The sequence below is a fragment of the Tumebacillus permanentifrigoris genome (assembly GCF_003148565.1).
GTDB classification, from domain to species: Bacteria; Bacillota; Bacilli; order Tumebacillales; family Tumebacillaceae; genus Tumebacillus; species Tumebacillus permanentifrigoris.
Genome location: NZ_QGGL01000001.1, coordinates 181,217 through 193,840, shown reverse-complemented (window position 1 = coordinate 193,840; position 12,624 = coordinate 181,217). Strand labels below are relative to the sequence as shown.

General features: G+C 56.2%; 13 protein-coding genes. 12 read left to right on the top strand and 1 reads right to left on the bottom strand.

Annotated elements, in window-relative coordinates; all coding sequences use genetic code 11:
- Positions 1 to 8 precede the first annotated feature (8 nt).
- The 12 genes from C7459_RS00880 to C7459_RS00825 all read left to right on the top strand — a co-directional run bounded on the left by C7459_RS00880 (position 9) and on the right by C7459_RS00825 (position 10,940).
- On the top strand, positions 9 to 1,256 hold the full coding sequence (locus C7459_RS00880; protein ID WP_109685310.1) for an ABC transporter substrate-binding protein: 1,248 nt from the start codon (positions 9 to 11) through the stop codon (positions 1,254 to 1,256).
- Between the two features lie 63 nt (positions 1,257 to 1,319).
- Positions 1,320 to 2,195: a carbohydrate ABC transporter permease gene (locus C7459_RS00875; RefSeq protein WP_109685308.1), complete on the top strand. Its 876-nt coding sequence runs from the start codon at positions 1,320 to 1,322 to the stop codon at positions 2,193 to 2,195.
- A gap of 16 nt (positions 2,196 to 2,211) precedes the next feature.
- Positions 2,212 to 3,021, top strand: a complete 810-nt coding sequence (locus C7459_RS00870) for a carbohydrate ABC transporter permease (RefSeq protein WP_109685306.1) — start codon at positions 2,212 to 2,214, stop codon at positions 3,019 to 3,021.
- Between the two features lie 97 nt (positions 3,022 to 3,118).
- On the top strand, positions 3,119 to 4,807 hold the full coding sequence (locus C7459_RS00865; protein ID WP_109685304.1) for a glycoside hydrolase family 13 protein: 1,689 nt from the start codon (positions 3,119 to 3,121) through the stop codon (positions 4,805 to 4,807).
- Between the two features lie 223 nt (positions 4,808 to 5,030).
- Positions 5,031 to 5,402, top strand: a complete 372-nt coding sequence (locus C7459_RS00860) for a response regulator (protein WP_109685302.1) — start codon at positions 5,031 to 5,033, stop codon at positions 5,400 to 5,402.
- Between the two features lie 19 nt (positions 5,403 to 5,421).
- Positions 5,422 to 5,820 carry a 3-aminobutyryl-CoA ammonia lyase gene (gene kal, locus C7459_RS00855; protein ID WP_245884355.1) on the top strand — a complete coding sequence of 133 codons (399 nt, stop codon included), beginning with the start codon at positions 5,422 to 5,424 and terminating at the stop codon, positions 5,818 to 5,820.
- 2 nt (positions 5,821 to 5,822) lie between these two features.
- A complete protein-coding gene (gene kce, locus C7459_RS00850) occupies positions 5,823 to 6,650 on the top strand; it encodes a 3-keto-5-aminohexanoate cleavage enzyme (RefSeq protein ID WP_109685300.1) in 828 nt (275 codons plus the stop codon).
- 87 nt (positions 6,651 to 6,737) lie between these two features.
- A complete protein-coding gene (fba, locus tag C7459_RS00845; RefSeq protein WP_109685298.1) occupies positions 6,738 to 7,595 on the top strand; it encodes a class II fructose-1,6-bisphosphate aldolase in 858 nt (285 codons plus the stop codon).
- 53 nt (positions 7,596 to 7,648) lie between these two features.
- Positions 7,649 to 8,293 carry a fructose-6-phosphate aldolase gene (fsa, locus tag C7459_RS00840; RefSeq protein WP_109685296.1) on the top strand — a complete coding sequence of 215 codons (645 nt, stop codon included), beginning with the start codon at positions 7,649 to 7,651 and terminating at the stop codon, positions 8,291 to 8,293.
- An 80-nt stretch (positions 8,294 to 8,373) separates the two neighbouring features.
- On the top strand, positions 8,374 to 9,033 hold the full coding sequence (locus tag C7459_RS00835) for a hypothetical protein (RefSeq protein WP_109685294.1): 660 nt from the start codon (positions 8,374 to 8,376) through the stop codon (positions 9,031 to 9,033).
- A 47-nt stretch (positions 9,034 to 9,080) separates the two neighbouring features.
- On the top strand, positions 9,081 to 9,797 hold the full coding sequence (gene dapD, locus C7459_RS00830) for a 2,3,4,5-tetrahydropyridine-2,6-dicarboxylate N-acetyltransferase (protein ID WP_109685292.1): 717 nt from the start codon (positions 9,081 to 9,083) through the stop codon (positions 9,795 to 9,797).
- A 12-nt stretch (positions 9,798 to 9,809) separates the two neighbouring features.
- Entirely contained in the window at positions 9,810 to 10,940 is a 1,131-nt protein-coding gene (locus C7459_RS00825) for an N-acetyldiaminopimelate deacetylase (protein WP_109685290.1), read from the top strand.
- 55 nt (positions 10,941 to 10,995) lie between these two features.
- Here C7459_RS00825 and C7459_RS00820 read toward each other — a convergent pair whose 3' ends face one another.
- Positions 10,996 to 12,510: a M1 family aminopeptidase gene (locus C7459_RS00820; RefSeq protein ID WP_109685288.1), complete on the bottom strand. Its 1,515-nt coding sequence runs from the start codon at positions 12,508 to 12,510 to the stop codon at positions 10,996 to 10,998.
- Positions 12,511 to 12,624: the final 114 nt, after the last annotated feature.

Here is a 12,624-nt window from a genome sequence, read left to right as displayed (position 1 = left end):
AATCAAGCGTGAACAAGAAAAGCGTCATCACCGGTTTGATGGCAACTTCGCTCGTTATGACCGCACTGGTCGGCTGTTCCAGCAAGACTGCAGATACCCAAGACACAGCTTCCAAGGACGAAAAAATCACCCTGCGCGTCGGTGGCTGGTCCTCCTCGCCGGAGGAGCAGGCGATGCTCGACAAGCAGATCGCCGGCTTCAAATCTGCACACCCGAACGTCGAAGTCAAATTCGAGCCGGTCGTCGGTGACTACCTGCAGAAACTCCAGCCGATGATCGCCTCCAAGACCGAACCTGACCTGTTCTACCTCGATGCTTATGCCGCGCCAGAATTTATGGAAAAGGGCGTCATCGAACCGATCGACGACCTGTTGAAAAAACACAACGTCAACCTCTCCGACTACGAAGACGCGGCGGTCAAAGCGTTCCAATCCAACAACAAAACCTACGGCCTCGCCAAGGATTACAACACCCTCGCCCTGTTCTACAACAAGGAACTCTTCGAAAAAGCGGGCATCACCAGCCCGCCCAAGACGTGGACGGAACTGCAAGATGATGCCAAGAAACTGACCAAGGACGGCGTGACCGGCTTCTCGATCTCAGCGGAACTGCCGCGCTACCAGCCGTTCCTCTACCAAGCGGGCGGCACCGTCTACGCGGACGGCAAAGCGACGCTGACCAAATCGGAGAACGAGACGGCGATCAACTTCATCTACGACCAGATGATGAAAAAGGACAAATCGGCGGCGATCCCGAAAACGCTCGGCAAAGACTGGGCGGGCGATGCGTTCGCCGACAGCAAGGCGGCGATGGTCGTCGAAGGTTCGTGGCTGATCCCGCACGTCGCCAAAAAATCCCCGAGCCTCAAATACGGCATCGTCGAGTTGCCGGTCAAGGAAGGCGCGAAACCGTCGAACATGATCTTCACCGTCGCCTACGCGCTGTCGAAGAACTCCAAGCACAAGGACGAAGCGATCGACCTGATGGCGTACCTGACGGGCAAGGAAGGGCAAAAAATCACTGTCGAAGGCGGTTTGGCGCTTCCGACGATCAAAGAGATGGGCAAGGACTACCTGACCAAGTACCCGGAGCGTGAAGCGTTCGTCAAAGGTGCCTCGTATGCACTTCCGTACCAATACGGCACGATGGGTGTCAAACTGGTCGATGCGATGAACAAAGCATCGGAAGCGGTCGTACTGGGTGCGAAAGCGGATGCCAAAGCAGCCCTCGCCGAAGCGCAAACCAAGATTCAATAACGAAAAAAAGGCCCGTCGCATGGCGGGTCCTTTTTTCCTAAACAGGAGAGGGGGAGGGAGAGCATGCGCACACGCGGTGATCTCGCAACCGGGTATCTGTTTGTCTTGCCTGTCGTCGTCTCGTTGGCGGTCTTTCTGATCGGGCCGATCCTCTATGCCTTGTATATCAGCTTCCATCACTTCTCGTTCCTCGCACCTGACCAAGCGACATTTGCCGGTCTGGACAACTACTTGAAGCTGTTCAAAGACCCGCGCTTCATCCGGGCGCTGGGCAACACCAGCTTGTATTCACTCGGTGTTGTGCCGATCCAAATTGCGATTGCACTCATGCTCGCGTTGATCGTCGATGCCAAAATCAAGGGCAAGACTTTGTTTCGCGTCGTGTATTTCCTGCCGACCGTGACCTCGACTGTCGCCGTCTCCGTCATGTTCATGTACCTGTTCAAAAACGACGGACTCGTCAACTTCGTCCTGTCGAAGCTGAGCATCCCGACGTTCGATTGGTTCAACTCGCTGACCTTCGCGCTGCCAGCGGTGATGATGATGGCGATCTGGACGACGGTGGGTCAATTCATGGTCATCTATCTCGCGGGCTTGCAAGACATCCCGCAGGAACTCTACGAAGCGGCGGAAGTCGACGGGGCCACACCGTGGCAACGACTGCGGTTTATCACGTGGCCGATGTTGAAGCCGACGACGTTTTTCATCCTGATCATGTCGATCATCGGGACCTTTCAGGTCTTTGACCAGATGTATGTGATCTCCAAAGGCGAGGGGGGTCCCCAAGACCGCACCTTGACCGTGGTGTTCTACCTCTACCGGGCGGCCTTCAAAGATTTTGACATGGGCTATGCGTCGGCGATGGCGTTCGCGCTGTTCCTGATCATCCTGTTGTTGACGATCATTCAGCGCAAGTTTTTCAAGGAAGAGACCAACTAGAAAGGGGATCGAGCAGATGAAAAAGCTATGGCGAGTCCTGTTTTACACCGTGGTCATCGGGTATGCGGTGCTGACGATGATCCCGTTCCTGTGGTCGATCCTGACTTCGCTGAAATCGACGCCGGACATGGATAAATTTTGGGTGCCACTTTCCAGCTTGACGCTGGAAAACTACACCTATATCGTCACCAAGTTTCCGTTCTTCAAGTGGTTGCTCAACTCCGCGATCGTCGCGGGCTCCGTAACGCTTGGGAACTTGTTTTTCAACACGTTGGCGGGGTATGCGTTGGCGCGCATCAAGTTCCCCGGACGCGGCTTGATCTTCTACGTCGTCCTCGGGGTGATGATGGTGCCCGGGCAAGTCGTGATGATCCCGGTCTATATCATGTTAGCGAACTGGGGGTGGATCAACACCTATCAGGGATTCATCATCCCGTTCCTGACCTCGTCCTTCGGCATCTTCATGATGCGGCAATTCTTCCTCGCGTTGCCGGTGGATCTGGAGGAGGCGGCGTTGATCGACGGACTGTCGCGCTGGGGGATCTTTTTCCGAATTGCACTCCCGCTGGCGAAACCCGCGCTGGCGGCCCAGACGATTTTCATGTTCCTCGGCAACTGGAATTCGTTCATGTGGCCCTCGTTGCTGGCCTCATCGGACGATATGTACACACTTCCGGTGGGCTTAAATTCGTTCCACTGGCAGTACGTGGCGTATTGGAACCAAGACTTGGCGGGGACGATGTTCATGACGATCCCGATGTTGCTGGTGTTCCTGATCTTCCAGCGGTGGTTCATCAAGGGAATTGCCACCTCGGGGCTCAAATAAGCGAGAAAAAGCGGCGCAGAAGCACGCCGCTTTTTTCGTGCAAACGTTTGACTGTGGGGGTATACTGGAAAAAACGCAGGCACGAGGGAGGATACATATGGAACGCAAATGGTGGAAAGAGGGTACCGTCTATCAGATCTATCCGCGCAGTTATGCGGATAGCAACGGGGACGGGATCGGTGACATCCCCGGTATCATCACCAAACTGGATTACCTCAAAAACCTCGGCATCGACATCATCTGGCTGAGTCCGGTCTACCAATCCCCGAACGACGACAACGGGTACGATATTTCCGATTACCAAGCGATCATGGATGAATTCGGCACCATGAGCGACTGGGACCAACTCCTGCAGGAGCTGCACGACCGAGGGATGAAACTGATCATGGACCTCGTGGTCAACCATAACTCCGACGAGCATCGGTGGTTCGTGGAATCCCGCAAGTCCCTCGACAATCCATATCGGGACTACTACATCTGGCGTGCGGCCAAAGCAGACGGAACGGAACCGAACAATTGGGAATCGATTTTTAGCGGATCGACGTGGCAGCACGACGAACAAACGGATCAATACTACCTGCACTTGTTCGCCAAAAAGCAACCGGACCTGAACTGGGAGAACCCGAAAGTCCGCCAAGAAGTGTACGACATGATGACTTGGTGGTTGGACAAAGGGATCGACGGATTCCGCATGGACGTGATCAACATGATCTCCAAAGTCGAGGGTTTGCCGGATGCACCCAATCCGGAGGGGCGCAAGTACGCGTCAGGTGGCGACTACTTCATGAACGGCCCCAAAATTCACGAATACCTCCGAGAAATGAACGAACAAGTGCTGTCCAAGTACGACATCATGACCGTCGGGGAAACGCCGGGCGTCACGCCCGAACAAGCGATTGACTACGTCAACGATGACCGGCATGAATTGCAGATGCTGTTCCAGTTCGAGCTGATGGACATCGATTCAGGGCCGGGTGGCAAGTGGAACGTGGTTCCGTATACCTTGACGGACTTCAAGCGCATCATGAGCAAGTGGCAATATGGCCTCGGGCGCGGCAAGGGCTGGAATTCGCTATACCTGAACAACCACGACCAGCCGCGCATGGTATCGCGCTTCGGGGACGATTCGACCTATCGACTGGAATCGGCAAAAATGTTAGGCACCCTGCTCCACACCTTGCAAGGAACGCCGTATATCTATCAGGGCGAAGAAATCGGGATGACGAACGTCAAGTTCGACACCATCGAACACTACCAAGACATCGAAACCCACAACATGTACAACGAAAAAGTGCACCAAGAGGGCCAAGACCCAGCCAAGGTCATGGAATCGATCTACATCAAAGGGCGGGACAATGCGCGGACGCCGATGCAGTGGGATGACAGCGAACATGCAGGATTCACCACCGGCACACCGTGGCTCCAAGTAAACCCGAACTATCCCCAGATCAATGCCAAGCAAGCGGTCAGCGACCCGAACTCGATCTACAACTACTACAAGCGCCTGATCCAAACGCGCCGCGACAACCTCGTGCTCGTCTATGGCGAGTTCGACGAGCTGCTCTCAGACAGCGAGACGTTCTACGCGTACACGAGAACGCTCAACGAGGAGCGCGTGCTCGTGATCCTGAATTTCACCTGCAGCGACCAAGCCTTCGAACTTCCGAAGGAAGTGACCTACCAAACCGCCGAGTTGCTGATCAGCAACTACGAAGTGGACCCGGCCCAAGACATCCGCAATTTCACAACCCGCCCTTACGAAGCACGAGTCTATCGCCTGAACTAAGACCCGTCGCCCAAGTCGGACTCTAGCAAAAAAAGACAGCACCCCACGGGGAGTGCTGTCTTTTTCATAGAACCGTAATCGCAGAATACGTCGAAAAACCGCAGAAAATCTCGGATACTTACTACTTTCGACCCATCTTTCCTAAAAAGGAATTTCTACCCTTGGAAGCGAATTACACATAGTATATTGGGATACTGGATTGTTAGAAAGGGGCCTTACCGAAATGGATCGGAAGGATAAAAAAGTTCTCATCGTGGATGATCAATATGGCATTCGTGTACTTTTACAAGAGGTGCTCGACAAGGAAGGCTATACCATTTTCCAAGCCCCGAACGGCGTGACCGCATTAGAAATCGTGAAGCAACACCAGCCGGATCTCGTCCTGCTCGACATGAAGATCCCGGGCATGGACGGCCTGGAGATACTTCGCCATATCCGCACCATCGAACCGGATACCAAAGTGATCATGATGACCGCCTACGGTGAACTCGACCTGATCAAGGAAGCGACCGTGCTTGGCGCGATCACCCATTTCACCAAGCCGTTCGACATCGACGAACTGCGCCAAGCTGTCAACGCACAACTCGTATCTTAGAATGTAGGAGGCATACCCTGTGGACAAAGTGATGATTCGCCTGCGCATGAGCGCACATGATGCGCACTACGGCGGCGACCTCGTAGATGGAGCGCGGATGCTCGGACTGTTCGGAGATGTCGCAACCGAACTGCTGATCCGTCTCGACGGCGACGAAGGTCTGTTTGTCGCGTATGACAAAGTTGAATTCAAAGCCCCAGTCTATGCGGGGGATTACATCGAAGCACACGGGCAGATCACGCACGTCGGCAACACCTCGCGGAAAATGGAGTTCCACGCCTACAAAGTGATCCGTGGTAACATCGACCCGGCCAACCCTTCGGCGGCGGAATTGCTCGAGGAGCCGATCCTCGTCACCTACGCGAGTGGCACCTGCGTCACGCCCAAGGACAAACAACGCCTGCAACAGGGGGAGTAAACGTGGAGAAACTGATCATCACCGTCGCGCTCGTCGGGGCGGAAGTCACTCGTGAGCACCAGCCGAACTTGCCGCTCTCACCGGATGAGATTGCAGATGCGGCCTATGAAGCGTGGAAAGCAGGAGCCTCGATCGCGCACATCCACGCCCGGGACGGCGCAGGCGGTGCCTCGCAGGACCGAGACATCTACCAAGAGATCATCGCGAAAATCGAAGCCAAGTGCGACATCATCGTCCAAGTTTCCACCGGTGGTGCGGTGGGGATGACGCCAGCGGAGCGTCTGCAACCGGTGACCTTACGCCCGGAGATGGCAACGCTTACAGTCGGCACGGTCAATTTCGGTGACGATGTGTTCATGAACACGCCGCGTGATATCGAGACCTTCGCCCAAGCGATGCTCGACCACGGGGTGCGCCCGGAATTGGAGATCTTCGACGTGGGCATGATAACGAACGCCTTGCGCCTTTTGAAAAAAGGGCTCGTGCGCGAACCCTTGCACTTCGACTTCGTGCTCGGCGTTCCGGGTGCGATCGCCGGGACGGTGGAGAACCTGCTGCACATGGTGCGGTCGATTCCGGAAGGCTCGACATGGTCGGTTGCCGGAGTCGGACGGGCTCAATTGCCGTTGAATACGATGGCGATCCTGCTCGGCGGACATGTGCGCGTCGGGTTTGAAGACAATGTCTACTATGAAAAGGGCGTGCTGGCAACCAGTAATGCCCAATTTGTGGAGCGAATTGTCAGACTTTCCAAGGAACTGGGTCGTGAAGTGGCATCGCCACAAGAGGCAAGAAAAATCTTGGGGCTGTCCACTGTAAATGTTGGGTAAAAAGCGGTATGATAAGAGCAGAAACCAGAGGCTCATACATACTAGAGACAGAACCCAAATTCTACGATAGGACGGAGGAGGCACATCATGGCATTCGCATCTTTTAAAGAAGTGTTGCTTGACGGTCTCAAAAACGGTTATGCGGTAGGGCAGTTCAACATGAACAACCTCGAATTCACCAAAGCGATCGTCGAAGCGGCGAACGAAGAAAAGTCCCCGGTCATCTTGGGTTGCTCCGAAGGCGCAATCAAGTACATGGGCATCGACTACACCGTCGCGATGGCACGCGTGGCAGCAGAGACCGCGAAAGTTCCGGTCATCCTGCACCTCGACCACGGCCCGAGCTTCGAGTATGTCGTGAAGTGTGTGCGCGCAGGCTTCTCGTCGATCATGATCGACGCGTCGCACTACGCACTGGAGCAAAACATCGCGCTGACCAAGCAAGTGGTAGAACTGTGCCACCCGCTGGGCATCGAAGTCGAGGGCGAACTTGGCCGTATCGGCGGCACCGAGGATGATCTGACGGTCGACGAACTCGACGCAACCCTCGCCCTGCCGGCGGAAGCGCTGCGCCTGGTTGAAGAGACCGGCATCGACGCACTGGCACCGGCAATCGGTTCTGCACACGGCGTGTACGTGGGCACCCCGAAACTGTCCTTCGATCGCCTCGAAGAGATTCGCGACCTGCTCTCGAACGTCCCGATGGTTCTGCACGGTGGCTCCGGCATCCCGGACGCAGACATCCGCAAAGCGATCTCGCTGGGCGTTTCGAAAATCAACGTCAACACCGAAAACCAGATCGCATTTACCCATACGATTCGCGAGATCTTCAACAAGGACGCAAAAGTCTACGATCCGCGCAAATACCTTGGCCCGGGCAAAGAGGCTATCAAGGAAGTCGTCAAGGAAAAAATGCGCCTGTTCGGTTCCTCCGGCCGCGCGTAATTTCGGGGTTTTTATCGCATCCTAGATCTGAACTCATCGAGGAGGTATGACCCTTGAAATTTTTCTTGGACACTGCTAACGTAGCTGATATCAAAAAAGCGGTCGAACTCGGCGTGATCGCTGGCGTCACCACCAACCCTTCGCTCGTCGCGAAGGAGGGTGGCGATTTCCATGCGATGCTGCGCGAGATCGTGCAGATCGTCGATGGACCGATCTCTGCAGAGGTCATCTCGCTGGATGCAACCGGCATGGTCGAAGAAGGCCTGAAGCTGGCTGAAATCCACGAGAACATCACGATCAAGCTCCCGATGACCTTGGAAGGCTTGAAGGCCTGCCACCAGTTTTCGAAGCGCGGCATCAAAACCAACGTCACGTTGATTTTCTCCGCGAACCAAGCTCTGATGGCTGCACGTGCCGGCGCAACGTTCGTTTCGCCGTTCCTCGGTCGTCTCGATGACATCTCGACCGATGGCATGGGCTTGATCAACGACATCGTGCAGATCTTCGACGTGCACGGTATCGAAACCGAGATCATCGCGGCTTCGATCCGTCACCCGATGCATGTGACGCAAGCTGCTCTGGCAGGTTCGCACATCGGCACGATGCCGTACAGCGTGTTGACCTCGCTCGTCAAGCATCCGCTGACCGATGCAGGGATCGAGCGCTTCTTGGCCGATTGGAATAGCATGCAGAAATAAGCAAACACTACGCAGTACTTCCCAAGCACCTTCTTGTGAGGTGCTTGTTTTCTGTTGTACGAAAGGGGACTTACTACCTCATGAACGCATCTGCTTGGGTCCCGTTGGGGGCTACCCTCGTCTCCTCGTGGTTTGCCGTGATGTTGTTCCGCCAATACGGGGAACGTCAGCGGTCGTACCAACTCTGGTGGGCGATCTCCATGCTCTCTTATGCCAGCGCCTCATTTGGTGAATATTATGCACTGGCGTTTGGCTGGAGCGCACCGATGTACAAATTCTACTATTTCAACGCCGTCTCGCTGGTCGCGATCATGGCAGCAGGTGAGATGTACATGCTCTTCAAGGCAAGGGTCGGGCATATCTACCTGTTCGTAACGCTCGCCTTGATGGCTGTATTTGCCTATCTGCTCCTCATGGTCACACCTGACCCGACCATCCTGTCGCAAAACGGTGCCGCCATCGGTGGTGATGCGCTGCAGAAGGGTTCGGTGATCCGCTCGGTGTTCCCTCCGATTCTGTCGGGCGTGGGCGGGATGATCCTGATCTTCGGTCCGCTGTGGTCGTGGTGGAAGACCCGCTTCGCCGGAAACTTGTTTATCGCGGCGGGCGCGGTGCTGCTGTCGATGGTGGGACGCTTGGCAGTTCTGGGCTACCCGGAGTGGTTGCCGCTTGGAGAATTGCTCGGCATCGTCGTGATTTTCTACGGCGTGTTCGGGTGGGGACGAGCGAAAAAGGCGTAGGTCTATGCTATGATTACATATACATCTGTGTGGAAGGGGAATGAACGATGAGCAACATGATGGACGCACGAGAAATTATTGAATTCATTCAAAAAAGCGAGAAGAAAACGCCGGTGAAAGTACATATCAAAGGTACCGATCTGGAAAGCATCGACTTCGGCGCGAACTCCAAAACCTTCCTGACCGGCAACGTAGGCGTTGTATTTGGCGACTGGAAAGAGATCGGTCCGGCTCTGGAAGCGGCCGGCGAACAAGTTGTGGATTACGTGGTGGAGAACGATCGTCGCAACTCGGCGATTCCGCTACTCGATATGAAAAACATCAAAGCTCGTATTGAACCGGGCGCGATCATCCGCGACCAGGTGGAGATCGGCGACAATGCGGTGATCATGATGGGCGCCTCGATCAACATCGGCGCCGTGATCGGTGCGGGCACGATGATCGACATGAATGTCGTCGTCGGGGGTCGTGGCACGATCGGCAACAACTGCCACATCGGCGCAGGTTCCGTCATCGCGGGCGTCATCGAACCGCCGTCCGCACTGCCGGTCGTCATCGAAGACGACGTGCTGGTCGGCGCGAACGCAGTGATCCTCGAAGGGGTTCGCGTTGGCAAAGGCTCTGTTGTGGCAGCGGGCGCGATCGTCACGCAGGACGTTCCGGCCGGTGTGGTCGTCGCTGGAGCACCCGCGCGCGTGATCAAAGAGATCGACGCGAAAACCAAGTCCAAGACGGAGATCATGCAAGAGCTTCGTCAACTGTAAGGAGCCTGATCCATGTCGACTCCCGCAAAGTTCATCCAGATCCGCCGAGATCTGCACCAGATCCCGGAGCCAGGTTTCCAAGAGTTCAAGACGCAGCAGTACCTCCTGAACTACATCTCGACGCTCCCACAGGAGCGTCTCGAAGTCAACGTGTGGCGCACGGGCATCCTCGTCAAAGTCAAAGGCTCCCGTCCGACGAGAACCCTCGGGTTCCGTTGCGACATGGACGCGTTGGCGATCGCCGAGGATACGTCGTATCCGTTCCGTTCGACACATCCGGGGTATATGCATGCGTGTGGGCATGATGTACACATGACGATCGGACTGGGCGTGTTGACGCACTTCGCGGAGCATGCGGTGGACGATGACTTGCTGTTCATCTTCCAGCCGGCGGAGGAAGGCCCAGGTGGGGCGTTGCCGATGCTGGCAAGCGTTGAGTTTCAAGCGTGGCGACCGGACCTGATCTTCGCGTTGCACATCGCCCCGGAATACCCGGTCGGCACGATTGCGACCTGCCCCGGCATCCTGTTCGCCAACACGTCGGAGTTGTTCATCGACTTGGTGGGCAAGGGCGGTCATGCGGCGTTCCCGCATAGGACCCATGACATGGTGATTGCACAGGCGCACCTCGTGACCCAGTTGCAGAGCATCATCTCGCGCAACATCGACCCGCTGGACGCTGGTGTGATCACGATCGGCAAGATCGAGGCGGGCACCCGTCAGAACATCATCGCCGAACGCGCACGCCTCGAAGGCACGATCCGCACGCTGTCGATGGAGTCGATGGCGAAGATCAAGTCGCGCATCGAGGCGGTCGTGAAGGGGATTGAAGTCGGGTTTGAATGCAAAGCGGAGATCGACTATGGCGCGAACTACTGCCAAGTCTTCAACGACGAGGCGCTGACCACCGACTTCATGAACTGGTTGCAAGAGACAGGCACTGCGAATCTCGTCGTCTGCCGGGAACAGATGACGGGCGAGGACTTCGGTTACTTCCTCGCTGAGATCCCTGGCTTCATGTTCTGGCTGGGTGTAGACACCCCCTACGGCTTGCATCACGCCAAGATCGAGCCTAGCGAGGACGCGATCGGAGTCGCTCTGAACACCATGACCCAGTACCTCACCAAACTAGCGACCAGATAAAAGACAAGGGTCTCTCCGCGAGTGGAGAGACCCTTTTTTATGTAAGGAGAATGACCTAGCCACCGAAACTTCCCTGCACCTGCGGAATCAAGAGATCGTTGGGCGTATCCAACCACAGCTTCATCCGCGCCACCATCTGCGGGTCGATGTCGGAGAGCGCTTGTTCTAGATCTCCGCGCGTCGCTGTTTTTTCCACGTTTTTGAGGTAATACTGCTGGAGGAACTTGAAAAACTTCTCATCCCCCAACTGCCCCCGCAAGTCATGGTACATCAGGATCGGGCGCAGGTAGCTGTAATAATAGTGCGCTTGCGACGTCGCATAGCTGCCATAGGGAACGGCGGTCTCGCCGTTTTTCACCCCGGCGGGCGTGCCGGGTTTGTACGGGGAGTAGGTGTTGCCCGACTTGAAACGCTGCCAATTCGCCGCCATCGTCGCTTGGTACGCAGCGAGCCCTTGGCGGTTCTCCTGCTCCAACAGCGACAGGTAATCGGCCAATCCTTCATCCAACCACGGTGTCTCCGCTTCATAATTCCCAACCGCGTTGTAGAACCACACATGCCCGATCTCATGCGCAATCCAATGCTCAGGATCGTCATAACCCCACAAGTCTTGGCTGAACAACGCCATGTTCGGCAACTCGTGCGCATAGACCGTGCCGCTGGGCAACTCCAACACGTTCAACACGGGATACGGATCGATCCCCACTCGCGCGGAGTACGTCCCGACCGCTGAGTGCGCCAACTCGGTCACCTGTGCCAATCGCGCAGGCTCCACCGTCGCGACGACTACGCGCGTGCCATAGCCCGTCGCGAACTCCGTCTCCTGAAACCCACGCCCGCCGACGAGGGCGAAGTTGCGGACGTGATCGGCCTTCCACGTCGTGAGCACACGCCCGCCCTCCGCGGGGGCCTCTGTGACTTTCGTTCCTGACCCGTACCACTTGTATCCGGCGGGACTGTTCCATTCCACTGCATAGTTTCCGAGGTCCATCAGGTACGGATCGCCAAATCCCAGCGAGTCGGGGCGAGGCACCCAGTTCCCGTCGCGCTCGACGGCGAGGATCGGATACCAGTAGCTCACGGTCGCGACCCCCTTCCACAGTCCGAACCGCTTGGCACTCTCCGGCACGCGGACGTCAAAGGTCAGCGACACCGTCTGAGGTGTGTCGCTTTTTGCCGTCTGCAGGGTCAATTGCTTGGGCGTCAGATCGTAGGGTACATCCTGCCCGTTGAGCTGCACCCGACGAATCTGCATCGACCCGGATGGGGTGTAGAGGTAAAAAGGAATCCCATCCAACTTCAACTGTGGGATTCTCACCGTCGCCTCCGCATGGATCACGAGGGCCGTGTCATCAAATACGGCGTGCAACTCATAGGCCGACTCATGCGGCGTCGGCGCGACTAAGGGTTGGGAGGGGAGCGTCCGTTCGCCGAACCACCGCGTATACTGTTCCTGCACGATCGGGCTCCAGCCCTCAGGTGGACGCAACACCACGGCGAGAATGCCCAGCGTCGCCACCAACGTTAACATCAATGAATACAACAGCATCCCTCGACGCGACCGTTTCATCAAGTCGCCTCCATCCGTTCCGAATCCAACAACCCCCCACTTCGACAAGCATTCCTAGCTCTCCTGCATAAAATGGTATAACACATTACCTCCAATGTGTTATAATCAAGGACG

Coding starts and splice junctions, on each gene's coding strand:
- C7459_RS00875 (WP_109685308.1), top strand. CDS start 1,320: ATGCGCACACGCGGTGATCTCGCAACCGGGTATCTGTTTGTCTTGCCT.
- C7459_RS00870 (WP_109685306.1), top strand. CDS start 2,212: ATGAAAAAGCTATGGCGAGTCCTGTTTTACACCGTGGTCATCGGGTAT.
- C7459_RS00865 (WP_109685304.1), top strand. CDS start 3,119: ATGGAACGCAAATGGTGGAAAGAGGGTACCGTCTATCAGATCTATCCG.
- C7459_RS00860 (WP_109685302.1), top strand. CDS start 5,031: ATGGATCGGAAGGATAAAAAAGTTCTCATCGTGGATGATCAATATGGC.
- fba (WP_109685298.1), top strand. CDS start 6,738: ATGGCATTCGCATCTTTTAAAGAAGTGTTGCTTGACGGTCTCAAAAAC.
- C7459_RS00835 (WP_109685294.1), top strand. CDS start 8,374: ATGAACGCATCTGCTTGGGTCCCGTTGGGGGCTACCCTCGTCTCCTCG.
- dapD (WP_109685292.1), top strand. CDS start 9,081: ATGAGCAACATGATGGACGCACGAGAAATTATTGAATTCATTCAAAAA.
- C7459_RS00825 (WP_109685290.1), top strand. CDS start 9,810: ATGTCGACTCCCGCAAAGTTCATCCAGATCCGCCGAGATCTGCACCAG.
- C7459_RS00820 (WP_109685288.1), bottom strand. CDS start 12,510: ATGAAACGGTCGCGTCGAGGGATGCTGTTGTATTCATTGATGTTAACG.